The organism is Hydrotalea sandarakina (assembly GCF_003254115.1).
Classification (GTDB): domain Bacteria; phylum Bacteroidota; class Bacteroidia; order Chitinophagales; family Chitinophagaceae; genus Hydrotalea; species Hydrotalea sandarakina.
Genome location: NZ_QKZV01000007.1, coordinates 46,212 through 62,996, shown reverse-complemented (window position 1 = coordinate 62,996; position 16,785 = coordinate 46,212). Strand labels below are relative to the sequence as shown.

General features: G+C 34.8%; 16 protein-coding genes. 5 read left to right on the top strand and 11 right to left on the bottom strand.

Annotated features, from left to right (window positions below):
• The first annotated feature begins 10 nt into the window (after nt 1–10).
• Nucleotides 11–1,306, top strand: coding sequence for a chorismate-binding protein (locus tag LX80_RS10855; RefSeq protein ID WP_111296343.1), 1,296 nt, complete (start codon nt 11–13; stop codon nt 1,304–1,306).
• On the opposite strand, the gene LX80_RS10850 is transcribed toward LX80_RS10855, so the two are convergent.
• The 8 genes from LX80_RS10850 to pheT form a co-directional block, all read right to left on the bottom strand.
• A complete protein-coding gene (locus LX80_RS10850) occupies nt 1,296–2,309 on the bottom strand; it encodes a lytic transglycosylase domain-containing protein (RefSeq protein WP_111296341.1) in 1,014 nt (337 codons plus the stop codon). The two genes, LX80_RS10855 and LX80_RS10850, sit on opposite strands and share 11 nt — an antisense overlap.
• Nucleotides 2,310–2,348: 39 nt before the next feature.
• Nucleotides 2,349–3,788: an Asp-tRNA(Asn)/Glu-tRNA(Gln) amidotransferase subunit GatA gene (gene gatA / locus LX80_RS10845; RefSeq protein WP_111296339.1), complete on the bottom strand. Its 1,440-nt coding sequence runs from the start codon at nt 3,786–3,788 to the stop codon at nt 2,349–2,351.
• 30 nt (nt 3,789–3,818) lie between these two features.
• A complete protein-coding gene (locus tag LX80_RS10840) occupies nt 3,819–4,013 on the bottom strand; it encodes a Sec-independent protein translocase subunit TatA/TatB (protein WP_245898043.1) in 195 nt (64 codons plus the stop codon).
• Nucleotides 4,014–4,146: 133 nt separating this feature from the next.
• A complete protein-coding gene (gene rplS, locus LX80_RS10835) occupies nt 4,147–4,497 on the bottom strand; it encodes a 50S ribosomal protein L19 (protein ID WP_111296337.1) in 351 nt (116 codons plus the stop codon).
• Between the two features lie 68 nt (nt 4,498–4,565).
• Entirely contained in the window at nt 4,566–6,131 is a 1,566-nt protein-coding gene (gene rny / locus LX80_RS10830; RefSeq protein WP_111296335.1) for a ribonuclease Y, read from the bottom strand.
• Nucleotides 6,132–6,282: 151 nt separating this feature from the next.
• The gene (locus tag LX80_RS10825) at nt 6,283–6,582 is read right to left on the bottom strand and encodes a cell division protein ZapA (RefSeq protein ID WP_111296333.1); all 300 of its coding nucleotides are present in this window, start codon (nt 6,580–6,582) and stop codon (nt 6,283–6,285) included.
• Entirely contained in the window at nt 6,583–6,873 is a 291-nt protein-coding gene (locus LX80_RS10820; protein ID WP_111296331.1) for a hypothetical protein, read from the bottom strand.
• 5 nt (nt 6,874–6,878) lie between these two features.
• The gene (gene pheT / locus LX80_RS10815; protein ID WP_111296329.1) at nt 6,879–9,302 is read right to left on the bottom strand and encodes a phenylalanine--tRNA ligase subunit beta; all 2,424 of its coding nucleotides are present in this window, start codon (nt 9,300–9,302) and stop codon (nt 6,879–6,881) included.
• 514 nt (nt 9,303–9,816) lie between these two features.
• Between pheT and dnaB the strand changes: the two genes are divergently transcribed.
• On the top strand, nt 9,817–11,379 hold the full coding sequence (gene dnaB / locus LX80_RS10810; protein ID WP_111296327.1) for a replicative DNA helicase: 1,563 nt from the start codon (nt 9,817–9,819) through the stop codon (nt 11,377–11,379).
• 90 nt (nt 11,380–11,469) lie between these two features.
• On the opposite strand, the gene LX80_RS10805 is transcribed toward dnaB, so the two are convergent.
• Nucleotides 11,470–12,135 (bottom strand): porin family protein, encoded by a 666-nt coding sequence (locus LX80_RS10805; RefSeq protein WP_111296325.1) that lies wholly within the window; start codon nt 12,133–12,135, stop codon nt 11,470–11,472.
• A gap of 258 nt (nt 12,136–12,393) precedes the next feature.
• Between LX80_RS10805 and LX80_RS10800 the strand changes: the two genes are divergently transcribed.
• The 3 genes from LX80_RS10800 to LX80_RS10790 all read left to right on the top strand — a co-directional run bounded on the left by LX80_RS10800 (nt 12,394) and on the right by LX80_RS10790 (nt 15,408).
• The gene (locus LX80_RS10800; RefSeq protein WP_111296567.1) at nt 12,394–13,092 is read left to right on the top strand and encodes an RsmE family RNA methyltransferase; all 699 of its coding nucleotides are present in this window, start codon (nt 12,394–12,396) and stop codon (nt 13,090–13,092) included.
• 76 nt (nt 13,093–13,168) lie between these two features.
• Nucleotides 13,169–14,824: a L,D-transpeptidase family protein gene (locus LX80_RS10795; RefSeq protein ID WP_170120444.1), complete on the top strand. Its 1,656-nt coding sequence runs from the start codon at nt 13,169–13,171 to the stop codon at nt 14,822–14,824.
• 110 nt (nt 14,825–14,934) lie between these two features.
• A complete protein-coding gene (locus LX80_RS10790) occupies nt 14,935–15,408 on the top strand; it encodes a ribonuclease H-like YkuK family protein (protein WP_111296321.1) in 474 nt (157 codons plus the stop codon).
• An 83-nt stretch (nt 15,409–15,491) separates the two neighbouring features.
• Here the strand turns inward: LX80_RS10790 and yihA are convergent, their stop codons facing one another.
• The gene (gene yihA, locus LX80_RS10785; protein ID WP_111296565.1) at nt 15,492–16,133 is read right to left on the bottom strand and encodes a ribosome biogenesis GTP-binding protein YihA/YsxC; all 642 of its coding nucleotides are present in this window, start codon (nt 16,131–16,133) and stop codon (nt 15,492–15,494) included.
• 71 nt (nt 16,134–16,204) lie between these two features.
• Nucleotides 16,205–16,714: a heme-binding domain-containing protein gene (locus tag LX80_RS10780; protein WP_111296320.1), complete on the bottom strand. Its 510-nt coding sequence runs from the start codon at nt 16,712–16,714 to the stop codon at nt 16,205–16,207.
• Nucleotides 16,715–16,785 lie beyond the last annotated feature (71 nt).

The window sequence follows — 16,785 nt, the reverse complement described above, 5'->3', positions numbered from 1 at the left end:
TAAACCTGCTGTGAACCGAATAACGAAACATTATCAGGTACAAAATCCTGAACTACTGAAACAACAAATAGTACACTGGCTAAATCAGTTTACTGTTTGTTGTTTTTTTGATAGTAATCACTATCAGCAAAGCCAATCGAATTTTCAACTCTTAGCTGCAGCAGGTGTTTTAACCGATACAAGAGCAATTAAACAACTAACGCTGTTAGATAACTGGTTAGTTGAACATAATGATTGGATTTTTGGACATTTAAGTTTTTCTTTGAAAGACCAAATCTTTTCTTCGCCCAACATCCAATCAAACCAAATAGCCACCGTTCCCTTCCCTGATTTTTATTTTTTTCAGCCGGAAGTTGTTTGCACGCTTCAACAAAAAACTTTCACCATACATAGTGCACTAAGCCATCCGGATAGTATTTATGAGCAGATTACTGAAGTAAACTTACATGCCAGTAAACCATCTTTAACAAACATTAGCTTTCGACCCAATATATCAAAAACAAAATATTATAATACGGTTGAATTGCTGTTAAATGAAATACAAAAGGGCAATTGTTATGAAATAAATTTTTGTGCGGAGTGGATTGCTAAGGAAGCACATATATCACCTGCTGAAACCTATTTGGCACTAAATGCTTTGTCGCCCATGCCTTTCAGTGCTTATTACAAATTAAACAACTTGTATTTAATGTGTGCCAGTCCGGAAAGGTATTTATGTAAACAAAACAATCATTTATACTCATCCCCCATTAAAGGAACCATAGCAAGAAACCTATCTAACCCTGAAGCAGATAAAAAATTGCAACAAACATTGTTACAATCAAATAAAGAAAGAAGTGAAAACATAATGATTGTTGATTTGGTGAGAAACGATTTAAGCCAAATATGTAAATCCGGTACCGTTAGGGTAACGGAACTATGTGAAATATATAGTTATCCGCAAGTGCATCAATTGATTAGTACGATTACCGGTGAATTAAGGCAGCAAACTGCTTTTAGCGCAATATTAAAAGCTACTTTTCCAATGGGTTCAATGACCGGTGCACCAAAAGAAAAAGTATTATCACTAACAAAACAATATGAAAACTTTAATAGAGGCTTATATTCAGGAAGTGTGGGCTATTTTACACCGGAAAAAGATTTTGATTTTAATGTAGTTATTCGAAGTTTACAATATAATGCCGCTAACACAACGCTGAGTTATGCGGTTGGAAGTGGTATAACTGCACAAAGTAAACCGGAACAAGAATATGAAGAATGTTTGCTAAAAGCTACAGCTATGGCCAATCTTTTTATTAAAAATTAGGTTTGGCATTCAACAGCATTTGAATGGATTGCTCTAAAATTTGTTGTTTGGCTTTTTCAAAAAGTTCTTTTTTAGAAACCGGCAAATACATAATATATTTTTTACCTGTTGCTAATTGATTATTGATATTGGGATTAAGCCTATAAAAATAGTCAGATGCTATTTTTAAATAACTACAAATTACCTCTGTATTATAATGACCTTTAATTTCAATGGCACATAAAGAACTGTCATTGGCAATATCAACACGCTGTTGAGTTTGATTAAGATATTGCTGTACTTCTGCAGCTGTTAAAGTTGTAATACCTCCATTCTGCTCAAACAAATAATGCGTAGCAATATATTTTTTAACATGATTACGGGTTTCTTCCGGTAAAAAATATTGCAGCTTCCAAAAATTATTCGAACCTGCTTTTTGTATGGCTTCTTTTACCCTTCCTGCACCGCCATTATAAGCAGCAATTACTAATAACCAATCCCCAAACTCTGCATATAGCTCTTTCAATAATTTTGCTGCAACAATTGTACTTTTTGTAAAATCTGTTCTTTCATCAACAGCTGCATTATTCTTCAAACCAAACCTACTGGCTTCATAGGGCATTAATTGCCAGGGGCCAACCGCACCGGCCCATGAAACCAAATTAGGCTGTAAGTGACTTTCAATAACACTTAAATATTTCAACGCAATGGGCAGTCCGTTAGTACTTAAAATTCTATCATACAAATCAAAATAAGGTTTAGCCCAAAATTTCATTTGCAACAATTCATTACCTTGTTTAGCCACATATTGTTGATAGAATGAAGCCATTTGTGTGGGCAAAGGAATAGGAATATTGTTATTCAGTTGGCCATTAGAAGCAAGTAATGTTTGAAAGGCAGGTGCCGGAGCAATGGCAGTATCAACTGCAAGCTGTTCTGCAGCACAAATTGAGGATAAAGAAATGAAAGCAATAATTATTAGTGATCGGGTAACAGTAGAAATATGTAATACTGGTTTAAACATATTTGACTTGTTTAATACCGATTGCGAAAATATTTATAACTACTTAGCGTTTAACAACTGTTGACTAAGTGCCAATAAATCAGCTTCTTTAAATTGTGGTGCCATTAATTGCATACCAAACGGTAACCCATTGCTGTGTTTAAATAAAGGCAAGGAAATACCGGGGATCCCCACCAAATTAGCATATACGGTATAAATATCGGCCAAATACATTTCAACAGGATTCGTTCTTTTTTCGCCCAAGTTAAATGCTGTGGTAGGAACAGTGGGTGATAAGATGAACTGGTATTGCTCAAAAATGGCATCATTTTGTTCTACCAATAATCTTCTTACTTGCTGTGCTTTTGAGAAATACGCATCATAGTAACCGGCACTTAAAACAAAACTTCCCAATAAAATGCGTCTTTTAACCTCTTTCCCAAAGCCTTGTGTACGCGATTTTTTATATAAAGCAGTTAAATCGTCATTTTCATTTAAAGCAGCACGAAAACCATATTTAACACCGTCATAGCGAGATAAGTTACTGGAAGCTTCTGCAGTAGTTAATACGTAATAAGTAGGAACAATGTATTGCAGTAGAGGAAATTGAACTGCTTCAACAATATAACCTTTTTGACGAAGTTGCCCCACATATTCGTGAAATGCTTTTTTTATTTCTACATCTAACCCATCGTGTTCAAAAACTTCTTTAAAATAGGCAATTTTAATGGGTTTATAGGGTGTGTGATGTAATAATTGGCTGTAAGCGGGAACAGGTGTACTTGAAACAGTGCTATCAAAATTATCGGCCCCGGCAATTATTTCTAACACAAGGGCAGTATCGGAAACATTGTGGGAAAAAATGCCAATTTGATCGAAAGAGGATGCATAAGCAATTAATCCATGTCTTGAAATACGCCCGTAAGTGGGTTTAAATCCAACTATACCACACCAATCTGCAGGTTGTCGTACAGAACCACCTGTATCACTCCCCAAGCTTACCATGCACATATTGGCTTGTACAGCCACTGCAGAACCACCGGAAGATCCACCGGGTACCTTACTAACATCTGCTGCGTTACGAACGGGCCCATAAGCTGAATTTTCATTGGTGCTACCCATTGCAAATTCATCGCAATTATTGCGACCAATAATAATTGCACCCGCATCCAGCAATCGTTGAACTGCTGTTGCTGAGAACAATGAGGTAAATGAATTTAAAATACGGGAACCGGCTGTAATTGCATGATTTTCATAACAAATCACATCTTTAATAGCAACAACTACACCGTGCAGCGGCGATAAGGTTTTTCCGGACTTACGTTCAGCATCTAAAGAAGAAGCACGTTGCAGTGCCTCTTCTTCAAAAACTTCAATAAATGCATTCAGCGAAGCGTGTTTACCAATATTTTGCAAATAATAACGAACAGCATCCACACAAGTAGTAGTGCCATTCAATAAATCATTGTGGTATTGAGCAATAGTGGAAAATGTAAACAAAACCCTTGCAAAAATGAAAATGGTGAATAATTACTTGGTAGCGGTTTCTGAGTCTTTTTCTTTCATTCCTTCTTGTAACTCTCTTTTAACGTTGTCTTTTGCATCGTTAAACTCACGAATACCTCTACCCAAACCACGCATAAACTCAGGTATTTTCTTACCACCAAATAATACCAGGATTGCAATTAAAATGATAATCAGTTCGGGCATTCCTAAATTTGCCATAAAAATTTAATTTAAGAGGGTAAAGTTAGTACAAAATTTTGTACTAAAAATTTAGTTATGAATTAAGTTTGATTAAGACGGCATAAAAAAGCGGAAGTTTAACAACTTCCGCCTCAAATTTATTGCTAAAATATTAGAAACGTTTTTCTTTAATACGGGCACTTTTACCGCTACGCTCTCTTAAATAGTACAATTTAGCTCTGCGTACTTTACCTTTCTTGTTCAAAACAATTGAATCAATATTAGGTGAATAGAAGGGGAATAATCTTTCAACACCCACACCATCTGAAATTTTACGAACGGTGAAAGTTGCAGTAGCACCTGTACCCTGCAATTTTAACACATCGCCCCTAAAACTTTGGATACGTTCTTTACCTCCTTCAATAATTTTATAGTTTACGGTAATGTTATCACCGCTTTTAAACTTCGGATATTCTTTTTTGGCAATTAACTGCTCATGTACAAATTGAACTGCTTCGCTCATAACTTTTATTTTTGCGGACGGCAAAGGTAACAGAAAATTTTAAATTCCAACCAGAATTTTTAAATTATTTATCTGGCAACATTAATTGCGCGTTTTTCGCGGATTACCGTTACCTTAATTTGGCCCGGATAAGTCATTTCGGTTTGAATTTTTTGGGCAATTTCAAAACTTAACTTATCGCTTTCACTATCGGTAACTTTATCGGCTTCCACAATTACACGTAATTCTCTTCCGGCCTGAATGGCATAGGCCTTTTCAACCCCGGGATAGGCCTGGGCCAGATTTTCAAGGTCTTTAATACGCTGAATATACTGTTGCATCATTTCGCGGCGAGCTCCGGGACGAGCACCGCTAATGGCATCACAGGCTTGTACAATAGGTGAAATTACATACAGCATTTCCATTTCATCGTGGTGGGCACCAATGGCATTCACCACAGCCGGATTTTCACCATATTTTTCAGCTAGTTTAGCTCCCAATAAAGCGTGGCTTAATTCAGTTTCTTCATCCGGCACTTTTCCTATATCGTGCAATAAACCGGCACGTTTTGCCAATTTAGGGTTTAAGCCCAGTTCACTGGCCATAATGGCACACAAATTGGCTGTTTCGCGGCTATGCATTAACAGGTTTTGGCCATAAGAAGAACGGAAACGCATTTTTCCTACTATTCTTACTAATTCCTTATGCAAGCCATGTATACCCAATTCTATTACCGTTCTTTCGCCAATTTCAATAATTTGTTCTTCCAATTGTCTACGGGTTTTTTCTACTACCTCTTCTATGCGCGCCGGATGAATACGCCCATCTGCAATTAAACGCTGTAAACTTAAACGGGCAATTTCCCTGCGTAATGGGTCGTACGATGAAAGTACAATAGCTTCCGGGGTATCATCAACAATCAAATCAACACCGGTAGCGGCTTCAATGGCTCGAATATTTCTTCCTTCGCGACCAATAATCTGACCTTTTATTTCATCAGATTCTAAATTGAATACAGATACTGTATTTTCAATGGTTTGTTCAGCTGCGGTACGTTGAATGGATTGAATAATAATTTTTCGTGCTTCTTTATTCGCTTTCACACGGGCATCTTCAATAATTTCTTGTTGTAATGCCAAAGCCTGGGTTTGTGCTTCCGACTTTAACGATTCAATTAATTGTGCTTTAGCTTCTTCAGCAGTTAATGCAGCAATTTTTTCTAACCGTCTAATGTGCTCTTCTTGGTGTTTCTCTAATTCTGTACGCTTTTGATTTACTACCTCAATTTGGCGATTTAGATTGGCCCTAATTACTTCATTTTCCTTCAACTGCTTATCTAAAGCTTGTTCTTTTTGATTGATTGTAATTTCTTTTTGCTTAATACGCGCTTCAGCCTCACCTAATTTACGGTTACGCTCTAAAACATCTTTATCGTATTCTGACTTTAATTGAACGTATTTTTCTTTGGCTTCTAATAATTTTTCTTTTTTAATATTTTCAGCCTTTAATTCGGCTTCTTTAATAATGGTTTGTGCCTGAAAATTAGCTTCTTCAATTTTGCTTTGGGTGTTTTTTGAAAATATTAGCTTACCCGCAAAAATGCCTGCAATTAAAGCCAGTATACCAATTATGATGTATATAATTGTTTGATCCATTGTGGTTGCTATTTTTAAAATTAAACGCTTTCATTTTACTTCCTCCAACTATCTGTTCAGATAATTATTATGAAGTTAATTTGCGAAGATATATAATTTATGTGAGTGTTTGTGTACCTGTTACACGCTTTCTTTGAAACGCGGTGCTTTATTACAATTGTGTTTGATTTAAGAACCCATCTACCAATGTTTCTAATTGCTGCAACGATTGAGTAATGGTTTGTTCTTCGGCAACAGGTAATGGTGATTTGGTTTGTTCGGTAGCCAGCCATAATAAAACCATGGCTACATAATCTTGCATGTCTTTGCCGGCAAAAACCTGTTTGTATTCTTTAATTTTATCATTTATAATTTTAACAGTTTTTCGCAATACAGCCTCGTCGTCCGGCTGTATTTTAATGCGATAATTTCTATCGGCTATAATAACATTTACCGTAATTAATGTTTCCATTTAGGCAGATTTTAATACACCCAACCAATGTTCAATTTCTTTTAAATATTTGTTGATGTTCTCCGCAAACTCCGCTTTGTCTGATTCATTCCATGTGTTTACACCAATTTGCAAGGCCGTTTTAGTTTGTTGCAATGCTTCAATTTGGGTCAGTAATTCTGCCTTTTCAGCATTGGCAACTTGTAATTCTTTTTTCAATTGCTGGTTTTCACGGGTTAATTTTTGTGTATATAGCCACAACTCTTGAATTTTTTGCTGTAACCTGTTTATTTGTTCATTAACCTGTTGCATATACCTTATTTTCTAATTAAAGCTTGTGCCTCTTGCTCAAAAGCCTGCATAAGTGTTTGCATCATAGCATCAATTTGCTTATCAGTTAATGTTTTTTCTTCATCTAAAAATGTGAAGTTAATAGCAACTGATTTTTTATTGTTACCTAACTTTTCATTTTCAAATACATCAAACACATGCATATGCTTTAACTTATTAAGCTTAAGTTTTTGCACAATATTTTCAAGCATTTGATAGTCGGTGTTATTGGGAACCACCAATGCTAAGTCGCGTTGAACAGCAGGAAATTTGGGAACTTCTTTATAAGTAATACTCAAATTGGCATTTGATTGTAACAGCATATTAAAATCAAAATCAATAAAACATACGGTTTGCTTAATATCAAATTTTGATGTTATTTCATGGGGTACCACTTCAACACTGCCCAATTGTTTTTTTCCTGAACAAATTTTTAGTGCTTGTGGATTGCTGGCATCTTGTTTCCATTGCAATTCATTAATACCGCACCATTGCAATATTGCAGTAGCAATACCTTTTGCTTCATAAAAATCAGCAGGCTTATTTTTATGTTGCCAATTGTCATCGGTTATTTTTCCGGTTAGGTATAATGACAAATGCTCAGTCTCCACATACTTTCCAACCTCATTACTGAAATAAGTTTTTCCAAATTCAAATAAACGCAACTTATTATTTTTTCTATTTAGATTGTAAGCAATAATTTCCAATCCCGTTTCTAACATGGAAGGACGCATTACATTTAAATCGGCACTTAAGCTGTTTAACATGGCAACCGTGTGTTGCAAAGTTTTTTCGGAATAATATTGGCTATTGGTTATAGAATTTGTTACAATTTCATGATAACCTTGCCCCGCCAAATAATTGGCCAATTTCTGCTGCAATTGATGTTTGAAGCCAAGGGTTTCTGATGCAGGAGTAATGGTTATGGTTGCCGGAATATCTATATTATCCAAGCCATCAATTCGCAATATTTCTTCAACCACATCTGCCGGTAAAGTAATATCGGGTTTATTAAATGGAACAGCTAATCTTATTTCATCAATACCTTCTTTTACTACTTCAAAACCCAAGGCAGTTAATATTCTTTTAATTGTGTCCGGATGATAATTTTTACCACTAAGTTTTTTTAGATAATGATATTTAAGCGCAATTTCATTTTTAGAAAGTGGATTGGGATATACATCTACAATATCCGAACTAATGGTACCGCCTGCTACTTCCTTAATAAGTAAAGCAGCCCTTTTTAATACCTGTACTGTGCCGGAAATATCCACCCCCTTTTCAAAACGGGTAGCAGCTTCAGTTCGTAATTGATGTGCAACAGATGTTTTGCGAATGTAGGTAGGATTAAAACAAGCACTTTCTAAAAAAACATTGGTAGTTGCTTCATTAACACCACTTTCAGCACCACCGAAAACACCGGCTATACACATAGGCTCACCGGCACCGTTACAAATCATTAAATCATTTGGCAGTAGTTTTCTTTCTTTACCATCTAAGGTAATGAAAGACGTTTGCGCAGGTAAGGTTTTAACAATAACAGTTTGGTTTTTAATTGCCTTTACGTCAAAAGCATGTAAAGGCTGTCCTGTTTCGTGTAAAATAAAATTAGTAACATCTACTACATTGTTAATAGAGCGGATGCCAATAGCTTGTAAACTGTTTTTCAGCCAACTTGGCGATGGGCCAACCTTTACGCCACTAATGGTTATGCCACTGTAACGAGGACAAGCTTCTTCGTTTTCAATTAATACATTTATTGGCAGTTCTTTATTATCAACCTTAAATGAGTTTTGATAAGGCAATTTTACTTTTACCTCTTTTTTTTGATGGTGGCTTAAATAGGCACATACATCTTTTGCCACACCCAAATGGCTCATAGCATCCATTCGGTTAGGGGTTAAACCAATTTCAAAAATTACATCTTGATAAGTTTCAAATAAAGTTGCCGCAGGGGTGCCCGGTTTTGCATCCGTAGTTAAAACAATTATACCCGCATGGCTGGTACCAACCCCAATTTCATCTTCTGCACATATCATTCCATGGCTTTCCAAACCCCTTATTTTAGCCACTTTCATAGTAACAGGCTCACCATTAAATGGATGAATGGTTACACCCACCGGGGCTACTACCACTTTTTGACCGGCAGCCACATTTTGAGCACCACAAACAATTTGTAAAGGTTGTTCAGCACCAACATTAACAGTGGTTATTTTTAATTTATCGGCATTGGGATGAGGTTCACAAGTAAGTACTTCGCCCACAATTATGCCGGCTAAACCCCCGGGTATAGTTTCAAAAGTTGAAACCTTTTCAACTTCTAACCCTATGGCAGTTAAAATAACAGCTAATTTCTCGGGCTCAATGGCTTTAGGTAAGTATTTGCTAAGCCAGTTATAACTAATGGTCATGTATTCAACAAGTTTGCTATAATAAGCGCAAATATACTTGTTGCAATGCCGTAACTGAAATTTTTAAAAAAACACTTCAGGCATCATATTATGTCAGTAATTTTTTCAATTACAATAATAATGGCAGAATAAAAAATATTAAACAATAAATTAAATTGTAATCAGACAAATATGTCATTGGACAGTTACGAATAAAATGCTAAAAAATAAATTTTTAGGATTAATTTCTTTATGCACATTGAATGTGCATTGAACGTACGAAAATTTTGTTTTTTGTGCACAAACCATTAAATACAGTAGAATAAATACGAAATTCGTGTGAATAAGTAGGAAATTTAGGTGCATGAAATGTGGATGAAAAAGATTGAAAATTAAAGTGAAAAAAAGATTTGCAAACAATTTTCAACCATTATATTCGCACCCCTACCCAATGAGGTAACAATTCCTTAACAAAAGAAAATTGTTACGCATTGAACCAAACTTAAACTTTTACTATTTCAAACACACTCCTTTTATGGATATTTCTAATATCAACAGAGATAAAAAAAGAAGAAAAACCACTTCCGATTTAAGCACAATGGTGTTTGGCAAAATACCCCCACAAGCTCGTGAATTGGAGGAAGCCGTATTAGGTGCTATTATGTTGGAAAAAAGTGCTTTTGATAGTTTAATTGATACCAACTTAAAACCGGAATGTTTTTATGTTGAAGCCCACCAAATTATATTCACTGCCATGCAGGATATGCAACAAAGGGGAATACCCATTGACATATTAACGGTAGTAGAGGAATTAAAAAGAAAAGACCAGCTGGAATTGGTGGGTGGCCCTTATTATATTACCAAACTAACCAACTCAGTGGTAAGCACCGCACACATTGATGCGCATGCCAGAATTATTCTTCAAAAATTTATTCAACGTGAATTGATAAGAATTAGTGGAGAAATAATTAGCGATGCTTATGAAGACAGCACCGACGTTTTTGATTTGCTGGATGACAGTGAAACCAAAATGTTTAACATTACCAACAATTATTTAAAAAAGAATTTTGAAGACATTGGCAATGTATTGGCAAAAACCATTAATAGAATTGATGAATTAAGAACAAGAAAAGAAGATATTTCAGGCGTTCCAAGTGGATTTCATTCACTAGACAGAATTACTTATGGATGGCAAAATACCGACTTAATAATTTTAGCAGCACGCCCTTCAGTAGGTAAAACCGCTTTTGCTTTGAACCTTGCTCGAAATGCTGCATTAAACCCCATTAAACCTGTTGGGGTAGGTTTCTTTAGTTTGGAGATGAGTGCGTCACAATTAGTACAACGTATTTTAAGTGCCGAAAGTGAAATTCCTATTGAAAAAATTTCTAGAGGAAAATTGGAAGACTATGAATACCAACAACTGCACACAAAAGGTATTAAGCGACTAGAGAAAGCACCATTGTTTATTGATGATACTGCTGCACTCAACATTTTTGAATTTAGAGCCAAAGCACGCAGGTTAGTAAACAAACATAATGTTGGGTTAATTATTATTGACTACTTGCAATTAATGAGTGGAACCGGTGATAGAAATGGCAATAGAGAACAGGAAATTAGCACCATTTCCAGAAACCTTAAGGCTTTAGCAAAAGAGTTAGGAATACCCATTATTGCACTATCACAATTAAGTCGTGCGGTAGAAACAAGAAAAGAAAGTAAAATGCCGCAATTAAGTGACTTAAGAGAATCAGGAGCCATTGAACAGGATGCGGATATGGTAATGTTTATTTACAGACCTGAGTACTATGAAATTGGCGCCAATGAAATGGGTGAAAGTACAAAAGGGGAAACACATATTCGTATCGCTAAACATAGAAATGGGGCATTAGAAACCATTAAACTAAAAGCACATTTGGAAATACAAAAGTTTGAAGAAGTGCCCGATTCCGAATTTCAACAAAGTAATTGGAAGCAGTTAAGACCGGGAACTGTACCGGGAAGCAGTAGTGAAGAGGGGGGCAAATTATACATTCAAAAAGGAAGTAAAATGAACGGTGGCGATTTTGATGAAGGTTTTGAAGAACCACCATTTTAAAACTCATTTCTATTTACAAATAAAGAACAAAAAAAGAGGCATACTTAAATAGAATGCCTCTTTTTTTGTATGAATAACAAATGCTATTAACTATTTCCAAGGAGCAAGATAAGCCAATGTAAAACCAAAAACACTATTAGCAAAACGTGTGCTGCCGGTAGGATAAATGTTCGCAAAGCCATTACTTAAAGTAGCTTTTAATTCAAAGTTATTGTAGGCTATACCAACTAAAACATTATAGCCAAAATCAAGAGGTTTAACATAAGTAATACCTGCTGTGTAATAAGGATTATTTGAAAACTTTACTTTATTATCTAGGGGAGTTATATTACCAGAAATTTCCTCATCTGAACCCTTTTCAGTGCCCGATAAACCGGCAGCACCATATAAGCCTGTACCTATAATTGCTTTCCAGTTTTTATGGAATGGAATTTTATATTCTATGTTTAAAGGAATTTGTATATAATTCAATTTAGAAACAGTGCTGGCACCCGTTACAGCAAAAATAGTTTTATCTTTTTGTCCACCTTTTTGGAAATAAATTAATCCAGAACTAACAGAAAAATGTTTATTCAAACTTTGTTCTGCAACAATGCCGGCTTGAAAAGTAGCAATGCGGGAAAGATCAAAATATTGTACATCACTTCCTTTATCAATAAATCCACTGCTATTATAACCTGCTTGCAATCCTAACTTTAATTGTGCAAAAGATGCGGTTGTACATAGGCAAAAGATAACGATCAGTAACTTCCTCATAAATATTTGTTTAATTATAGAGTGCAAAAAAACACTAAAGGCTGCTAAGTTAGGCGTAAAAAAATGTTAACAGTTGCCTGTTTTTCTAAATATTTTAAATAATCGGTGAATTAGGGAAAAACTTGAGATGAGTAAAAATGAATAAGCATAAGCTTTTTCATAGTAAGAACATAAAAAAAATCATTGTTTCATATTATTGTTGGCATGGCAAATAACTTTTATTTTTATCGAAATTTAATTTTTACGACCCTTGTAATTATGGATTTACCCTATTTTTTTGAACAAACAATACCACAAGTTAACCAAGCATTTTGTTTAAGCAGTACCACCCATAAGCATTGCGCACAGGTACTGCGAATGAAGGCCGGTGAAAAAATTTTACTTACAAACGGACAAGGCCTTTCAGCTACCGCAATAATAACCGATACCAATAAAAAAAATACCTACGCAATGATAACCAATGTAGAACAACATTCGCCACGTACCAAAAAAGTAAGCATTGGTTTATCATTATTAAAAAACACCAACCGTTTTGAATGGTTTTTGGAAAAAGTTACAGAATTGGGCGTGTACGAAATAATTCCACTTCTAACCACCCGAACAGAAAAACAACATTTTAGAAATGAAAGAATGGAACAAATAGTTATAGCGGCTATGTTGCAAAGCAAACAATGTTGGTTGCCCATTTTACATAATCCTACGGCTTTTAAAAATATTGTTGAATACCCAAAAACTTGTAAACTCATAGCACACTGTTTAGAAGGCGAAAAAAAAACCATTCAAACTTTCAGTAACGAAAAAGAAATATTGATTTTAATTGGACCGGAAGGCGATTTTACTGCAGAAGAAATTAACCTTGCCATTCAACATCAATTCGTTCCCGTTAGTTTAGGCAATACACGCTTAAGAACAGAAACAGCAGGAATTGTTGCAGCAACATTATCCATTTTGAATTAATAGCAATATGATTAGGCATATATACCAACTTTACAGAAACAAAATTCTTATTCCTCTTTTAAAATTACAATACACTTTGAATAAGATTATTTACTCAACATTATCCTTAAAATGGTATTCCTTTCGTGCCATAACTATTGCATTATTTATTTGTTTAATAAACTTTGTCACCTCATGCAATAATGCTAAAATAAAAGAAATATTTCGCGACACAACTATTACTTCATTTACTTCATTTAATAATTTGTTTTTTGATAGTGCACAACTTCAAAGCTTTTTAAATAACCAACCCAATTTTAAAAAATTTGCCTCACAGTACAGCGATTTTTACAAGCAACGCAATTATGAATATGCCTGGTTTGACAGCACAGGTATTACTGAACAGGCTGCCAACTTAATGAACCTGCTGAATAATAGTATTGCACATTTACAAGACAGTAGTTTATTTAACCAACAACTAAATGAAAATTATCAAAAAATTATACAAAATAAAAATCATGTTTCTAAGCAAACCATATTACAAACAGAGTTATTATTAACGGGAGAATTTTTTACTTATGCAGCACAAAATTATTCCGGAAGTGATATTGACGCAGCTTCTTTAGGATGGTTCATTCCAAGAAAGAAAGTAAACTTAACGGCATTGCTAGATTCAACCATTAAATACAAAAATGGTGGCCCCTATATTCCATTGAATTCGCAATATAATTTACTGGAAGATTATTTGGAAAAGTATATGAGGTTACAAAAAACATACCCCACAGATACTATTCCTTACCCAAAGCAATTACTGAAATTAAAATCAGCATCACCCATTATTGCAGACATAAAAAATCGTCTTTATTTGTTGGGCGATCTGCCAACCAACGATTCAACTGAAACGTTCGACAGCTCATTATATGTTGGCGTAAAACATTTTCAAAAAAGAATGGGGTTATTGGAAGATGGTGTTATTGGTAAAAACCTTATAGAACAACTTAATGTTCCCATAGCAGAACGCATTAAACAAATACTTATTAACCTGGAACGCATTAGATGGATGCCCGCAGAAACAGATAGCAATTATGTTTTAGTGAATATTCCCGAATATAAGCTTCATGTGTTTGCAAACGGAAAAGAATTGTTTAACATGAATGTTATTGTAGGCAAAACCACCAACAATACCGTCATTTTCAATGGAAAACTAAAGTATATTGTTTTTAGCCCTTATTGGAATGTACCACCGAGTATTGTGCAGAAAGAAATTTTACCCGGCATGAAAAAAGATCCGAATTATTTAGCAAAAAACAACATGGAAATTACCGGCACAAGCAACGGATTGCCTGTTGTTCGCCAACGACCCGGACCCAAAAATTCATTAGGCTTAGTAAAATTTTTATTCCCTAATAATTTTGATATTTATTTACATGACACCCCAAATCATGAACTTTTTGATGCTACCACCCGTACTTTCAGCCATGGATGTATTCGCATTAGTAACCCCAAAAAATTTGCTCAGTATTTATTAAGTGCAGACACTGCAACTGTTTACACCAGTAAAGTATTAGATAGTTTAATGCATTTGCCAAAAGAAAAATGGGTAACGCTCAATACACCAATCAATGTTTACATTGTTTATTTTACGGCATGGGTTGATGCCAATGGTCAATTAAATTTTAGAAAAGACATTTACAGGCATGATGCCAAAATGAAAGAAAAGCTTTTTACCAAAGAGGAGAAACCCAATTTTTAAACAAAGCAAAGCGGTTTAAATTCATTATTTGAAAGCAAAAAATAGGTAGTTAATAATAAATTAATGGTTTTTGAATATAAAAAACCGTAATTTCAAAAAACCTATTTTTTATGCACTGGAGAAAATTTAATGGCGAGAACATTCAATTGCCCATTAAAAAAGCAGTTGAAGAAGCCATAAAAAAAGAAAGAGCCCATGGAACTAAATTAAAAGTTTGCATTGGTACGGATAGCCAGGTAAAAGGAGCCGACACTGAATTTGCTACAGTAATTGTTTTTTTACGCGAACACAATGGCGGCTTCATGTACATTCACAATGAAAAGACCAAGCAAAAATTTCACATTAAAGAACGTATGCTACTAGAGGTTGCAAAAAGCATAGAAGTAGCCTATGAATTATGCGATTTATTTATTGCTTGGGATGTTGAAATGGAAGTACATGCTGATATTAACACCAATCCCGGCTTTAAAAGTAACGATGCTTTAAAAGAAGCAATGGGCTACATTTTAGGTATGGGCTTTGCCTTTAAAGCCAAACCTGAAGCATTTGCCAGCAGTTGCTGCGCAGATAAAGTAGTGAATTAAATAAAAGGAATCCTATTAAAACCCTTTCGGCAGCTTAAACAAAGCTGCACTGACTTTTTTGCCCCTATTTCAATTCATTTGGCTCAACCAATCATATCATTCTCTGCTACTCTTAAATTATTTTGTTCAAAAAATTCTAACAGCTCTTCCCTGCCTGTTTTTTTTTCTGCACTCGTAATAAACACTTGAGGTAAAAATTGCCAGGTAGCTTTTAATGCATCTAGAAATAACTGTACATTTTTTTGAACAACAGCTGGTTTTTCTTTATCTGCTTTTGTAAACACTAAACTAAATGGTACTTCCCATTTATCTAAATCGTTTACAAATGCTAAATCATTTTTTTGAGGGGTATGGCGGCTATCAATTAAAACCATTACTTGCACCAGGTTAGGGCGTTTACGCAAATAATTTTCAATCATTTGCTCCCATCTTCTTCTGTCGGTTTGTGAACGTTTAGCGTAACCATATCCGGGCAAATCAACCAAATACCATTGTTGTTTTTGCTTTTTAACATTGCTGCTTTCTATTAAAAAATGATTGATGAGTTGTGTTTTCCCCGGCGTTGATGAAGTTTTAGCTAAATTTTTTTGCCCTGTAAGCATATTTATTAGCGATGATTTTCCTACGTTGCTTCTACCAATAAATGCATATTCCGGCTTATTGGCGACAGGGCATTTATCAAATGAAGGTGATGATAATAAAAACTTAGCAGTATGTATAACCATACTGCAAAATACAATAAAAAAAGGCCAACGATACAAAATCATTGACCTTACGGTTGTAAATGACTTAAAATTTATTTTTTACGCTTGGGCATTACTAAGCTATCTGCCGGATAGCGCGCTTTAATTGAATCGCGAACAGCATCAAACCAATTATACAAAGTATCCTTCTCTGCATCGGTTAATATGGCATCACGATGGATTAATGTATAAGATTCTAAAGGCATTTCACCTTCTTTAATTTGTTCTTTACAATCATCCATCCGCTTGTATTGTTTAGCTACACGCATGGAAGTAAAATCACTAAAATTCAAATGTCTTTTCCCTGAACGAACATGATCATCTAAAAACCATGCAACAGGCTGTATATTGTTGTACCAAGGATAACGAGTGTTGTTGGAATGACAATCATAACAGGCTTTTGCAAGAATGCTTTCAACATTAGCCGAAACCGGGTAATGCAACTTAATGTCGGTAGGTAAAGTTGTTGTTGATTGATTTTTAGCAGGGCGAATAAATTGAATAATGATAAAAATAGCCAGTAATACAAGCAAAAAACGAAGAATGATTTTTTTTACACTCATATATTTATCGTTGCTTTAGATGTTTTAATACAATAATGCTGCACATTTTTAGGTGCAGCATTATAATACCT